This is a genomic window from Lysinibacillus sp. GbtcB16, from assembly GCF_019091145.1.
In the GTDB taxonomy this organism is placed as follows: Bacteria; Bacillota; Bacilli; order Bacillales_A; family Planococcaceae; genus Lysinibacillus; species Lysinibacillus fusiformis.
The window spans coordinates 1-4,648 of the sequence record NZ_JAGXJV010000029.1; the positions used below are offsets into that span (position 1 = coordinate 1).

The following is a 4,648-nucleotide window of genomic DNA, read 5'->3' on the forward strand; positions in this document are numbered from 1 at the left end:
ATATCAACTCCTGCATCTACAAGAGGGCGTAAAAATTCGTCAAGCAATTCAGGTGTTGAAGCTAATTTAGCGGTAAAATCTTGTGTTTTCCACTGTGATAAACGGAAAATAATTGGGAAATCTGGTCCCACAGCCTGACGACATGCCTCAACAATTTCAGCAGCAAATCGCGTACGAGCAACCATATCCCCACCATAGCCATCCTCACGCTGATTGGTTCCCTCCCATAAGAATTGGTCTATTAAGTAACCGTGCGCTCCATGAAGTTCAATTCCATCAAAGCCTAGACGCTGAGCATCAGCAGCCCCTTGTGCAAAAGCTTTAATTACTGCTTTAATATCTTTCTCAGTCATTGGATCAGTTACTTTTACACCTGGTTTTTCTAGACCAGAAGGACCAATTGGTTTAGCTTCAGGGTTTGGTGAATCACCAACTTTACGGTCCATTCCCACATGCCACAATTGTGGAATAATACGTCCGCCTGCAGCATGGACTTCTCGAACTACCTCTTTCCATCCCTCTAATGCATCTTCACCATAAAAGCGTGGAACATTAGGGTCACTTGCAGCTACTGGGTGATTAATAACTGTACCTTCTGTAATAATTAAACCCACACCGTTCTCAGCTCGGCGTTTATAATATGCTGCAACATCAGGTCCGGGAACTCCATTTGGAGAACATTTACGGGTCATTGGAGCCATAACAACTCGATTTGATAAAGTTAAATTCCCAAGATTAAATGATTCAAACAAAGGCGTAACAGATTTGGATAATAAAGTTTTATTATTATTCATGAAAATACCTCCAATTTTTTTATGAAAATTTTTGATATGTTTACCTAGTTTTTTAATATTACATATTAGCGGCTTCAATTTCGATTTGCATTTTTTTGACTTCTTCATTCGCTAATGCAATAGCTTTATCAATTTCCATTACAGGCTTTAAATTATATATTTTCATTATTTTTTCTAATCTTTCTTGAATACTTCCCGATACTATATGATATTTAATCTCAAGTTCATCGAGTGTTCTAAGTAATAATTCATCCGATAATTGTCTAAACCTTTCTGATACAGGTCGGTGTCCATCTGCCACTAATGGAAATTCTACTGGTAAATGAATAAACTCATCATAATTACGTTTAGCATGCTGTTTCATAACAGCTCCCATATTATCAATGACTTCTTCAAAAAACACCATACTAGCATCTTTTTCTATGTCTTTATTCATTCCCACTGTATCATTTGGGTTAATTCCAACTCTAATTCTTATTTTTCCATACACCCATTCATGGAGTGAGGAACCATCAGATATAAACCCATTTGGCAAATGACTTTCATGTACTGCACGTTCGACCAAACGACGCATACCTAACTGGAAAAGTTCTGCTGGAGTACAATCTTCTAGTCTTTTTCCTGGCAATGCATCAGGTAAAATTTCACGCATAGTTTTTGCATGTGTTCGTGGAATCCCTGTTAAATAAGCTAATGCCAATGTAGTTGTTGTTTTACCTGAAGAATAAGTACCTGAAATCGCTAAGTTCATATTCTATTCACCTCATTCTATCATTTAACTATGTAATGTATTTACCAAACTAACTTTTTCTTGTAAAAAAAGTGTTTAATGCTATTTCAATCAACAGATGGTAATTCGTGAGCAAGGTAATAATGTAAACTATAATTTTTATATTCTCCAAACATTTCAGTTGTTCTCCACATACTACCTTTTAATTTCAATAAATTACTTTTTGAAATATATGTTGATGCAACAAAGGGCTCATATGGCTGATAAGGGTTTTTATTTTCAATAATAACTTTTCTCATCCAAAGGGTATTACTATTGCTACGATCAATATCATCAACTTTATATATTAGCGCTTGAGCCATTTGGGCAACAGTTATCATACAGTCGATAATTGAGAAAGATGGGTAATAGGCAGCCTCCATCCCCTCCACCTTAAAAGGACTTTCATTTATATGTGTCACATTAACTAACGATGTAACTTTTTGATTTTGAAAATCAAATTGCACATCTTCCATGATTTGTTGTGGATTTTTATACATATCTCCGTAATATCTTTTGCTATGTAATCCTAAAATTTGATCTATGCTATCAAATTTAGCTCCTTCATTGCATTCTTTTTCTATATCGTGTTCTATTTCACACCGAATTTGCATAGAGCCAATCTGAGATTCAAATATAGATACGTTTGTACCTAAAGAGTCAGAAACATTTTTTGTTTTAATATGTTGAGTGCTAATTATAAGTTTATTTAAATCTTCTTGAGGTGTTGTTCCTGCTTTCAAAACAATACGCTTCAGCCATATTTTTCTTCTTTGAGCTTCTGTAATCCCAAACTTTTGCATAATGTAAACTTCATTTAGTTGTAAACTCAATACTGTAGCATCAATAGTACTAAGATGAGGTTTTAAATCTGTATCTTCTGACTTTTTAGACCAGTCAGTAGGATAGCTAATATCAGCTGTTGCTACAACACATTTTTCACTAACCTCTATATCATATATTTGATGATTTACTTTTTTAAATCCCGAGCCAAAAAAACGTTGTTCTCTAGATCCCAAGATATCATCAATGTCTTTATATCTAAGATCAGTAGCTAGCATACTAGTCAACTCCTTCTTATTTTCGATATAAATTTTTTTAACTCTATAAACAAAAATATTGATTTTATTTCTGAAAACAAATTGTTCCTTCTTTACAACTAACTTTACTTGTTATGAATCACCTCCTTATCCTTTTGTTATATTCGATAAATAAATTCCCTTCTTAAGATTCCTTATATTCAAATAACTTTCTTTTACATTTGTTATTATAAACCTATTAGTAAAAAAATTCCAAAGTTATTTTTCTACATTTTTTGACATTTAATTACATTAAATTACTTTTAATTACATAAAATTACACAAATATCCTTATATTTATAAAATAAAAATCTCTTTTCTAGAGATTTATATTTTATATAAACTCCAGAAAAGAGATTTTTATTAAAGTATTTTAAAATTATATTTCAGTACGTACAAATCGCCAAGTTAAGAAAGAAGCCACAAGATAAGCAATACTCATTACCAAGAAAGCAATAGTTGCTCCATTGTACCAACTATGTGCTTCATGAAGTACTACCCCCATTATAGCGACACCTACTAACGCCCCAACTTGACGATTAGCATTTAATGTAGCTCCTGCTATATTTGCATGTTCCTTACCTGCTGCCTGCATTACAGTAGCAGTCATTGCCGGGACCGCAACGCCTACTCCTAAATTAGCAATCGCATAAATAACAGCCAATATCCAATAGGGTGCACTAGAAACACTAAACATTAAAAGTAGTGAACCTATTCCCGCTATTGTAATCGATACTAACATTGGAATTTTAACTCCTAAACGTGTTGTTAATCGTGCAAATAATAGATTTCCTATTACAAATACCGCCATAATTGGTAATAATTCCACGCCAGCTATAAAAGGGCTTGCTCCTTTTGCTTTTTGAAGAAATAAACCAAACATGAAAATTCCTCCAAATAATGCAAAATTAATTAAAAATCCAACTAAATTGGCTGATGAAAAACTTGAATTATTGAATAATTTCATAGGGATAATTGGATCTTTTACTCTACGTTCTATAGATATAAAAAGAGTTGCAGTAACAATCGTTACAATAAGTGCAATTATTATTGAAGAAGATGACCATCCCAATGATGGGCCTTCAATAAGAGTGAAAGAAAGTCCAGCTAAGGTAATGATACCTAGAATATGATTAAAAATATTCAGATTACCTTTTTTCCCAGGGGAAGATGTCACAATAAAATAGGCCATTAACAGTCCGATAATACCTATTGGGATATTAATTAAAAAAATGCTTCGCCAACCAAATGTATTAACCAATACTCCACCAACAAAAGGACCTAAACCTGAAGAGATGGAAACAATAGCAGACCATATCCCAAACATTTTTGCACGTTTGTTCGCATCTGGATAAGAAATTGCCAATAAACTTAAGGAACTCGGCATAAATAATGCTGCTCCAACTCCCTGAATAGAACGAGCTACTATAAGTATAGTTCCAGTAGGTGCTAAGGCACATAATACAGATGCAATCACGAAAATTGTTAGTCCAATCAAATAAATATTTTTAGCTCCATATCTATTTGCTAATGAACCACCCGCTAAAAGTAAAGAAGCAAAAAATAACATATAGCCATCAACAATCCATGTTGTACTTGAAAGACTAATTTGTAGTTTTTCTTGAATATCAGCAACTGCTACATTTACTACAGTAACATCAAGTGTCGCCATGATAAATCCCATTGCTAAAGATACTAAAATCCAAATATCAGAAATAGTGCGGGTATGCGTCTTAAGTAACTCTGCTCTATTATTGTCTGTCTCTTGTATTGTCATTTTTATCCCTTACCCTTCCCTTTAATCTACATATATTGATAGTGATTTTATAGTTTGTTATGAATTTACTATTCATAAACTATTGGTGATCTTAAAATTACATATCTTCTCGTACTATTCATATTATCACCTCCTTTAAACTAATAACCCTTGTGTATTCCGGGAAAATAATTGATGATTAAATTTATTATTTACCATTAGTTCTTTATAAAATATAATAAATGAAGTG

The 4,648-nt window shown here is 33.0% G+C and carries 4 protein-coding genes; all 4 read right to left on the reverse strand.

Features of this window, described 5'->3' with window-relative positions; genetic code table 11:
* Positions 1 to 794, reverse strand: a 794-nt coding sequence (locus KVT27_RS22820; protein ID WP_217581997.1) for an oxidoreductase, incomplete at its 3' end; no start/stop codon positions are given.
* A gap of 58 nt (positions 795 to 852) precedes the next feature.
* Positions 853 to 1,545 (reverse strand): ATP/GTP-binding protein, encoded by a 693-nt coding sequence (locus tag KVT27_RS22825; protein WP_001046571.1) that lies wholly within the window; start codon positions 1,543 to 1,545, stop codon positions 853 to 855.
* Positions 1,546 to 1,631: 86 nt separating this feature from the next.
* The gene (locus tag KVT27_RS22830; protein ID WP_097796854.1) at positions 1,632 to 2,624 is read right to left on the reverse strand and encodes an AvrD family protein; all 993 of its coding nucleotides are present in this window, start codon (positions 2,622 to 2,624) and stop codon (positions 1,632 to 1,634) included.
* A gap of 397 nt (positions 2,625 to 3,021) precedes the next feature.
* Positions 3,022 to 4,419 (reverse strand): MFS transporter, encoded by a 1,398-nt coding sequence (locus KVT27_RS22835; protein ID WP_097796855.1) that lies wholly within the window; start codon positions 4,417 to 4,419, stop codon positions 3,022 to 3,024.
* Positions 4,420 to 4,648 lie beyond the last annotated feature (229 nt).